Below are 441 nucleotides of genomic sequence, written 5' to 3' on the forward strand. Positions count from 1 at the left end.
GCGTTATCGACCTCATCAACCGTAAGTCAATCGAGTACATCGAACACGATGTTATGGTCGACTGGCCCATGGTCCGTAAGACCACCAACGAACTGCGTGCTGTCGAGCATCCGTTCAAGTTCCTGATGGTCGATCAGTTGACCAGCATGCAGCAGGTGCTGTTTGCATGGGTCCTGAAAGAGCAGTTCAAGGGCAAGGCAGAAGACTTTGCCAAATACAGCAATGGACCCGAAGCCGCTCTCAGCGAATGGGAAGGCTGGTGGCAGGACCTGTCCGATCTTCGGTCGAAGATGACCATTATCGCCCTGTCACACGCCACGACCAGCAAGTTTGACAACCCGGAAGGGGCAAGCTGGCAGCGATTCGAACTTGATCTGTTCAAGGTCAAGCAGGGTAACAAGCTGATCGACTTCACCTCAGCGCCTCGCAAGAACTCCAGCG

1 protein-coding gene is annotated in these 441 nt (G+C 54.2%); it reads left to right on the forward strand.

Features of this window, described 5'->3' with window-relative positions; translation table 11 throughout:
* Positions 1-68: 68 nt before the first annotated feature.
* On the forward strand, positions 69-441 hold a 373-nt coding region (locus AC3DE3_RS17405), incomplete at its 3' end, for an AAA family ATPase (protein WP_488370874.1).

The organism is Dietzia sp. IBK-p2-16D (assembly GCF_057773085.1).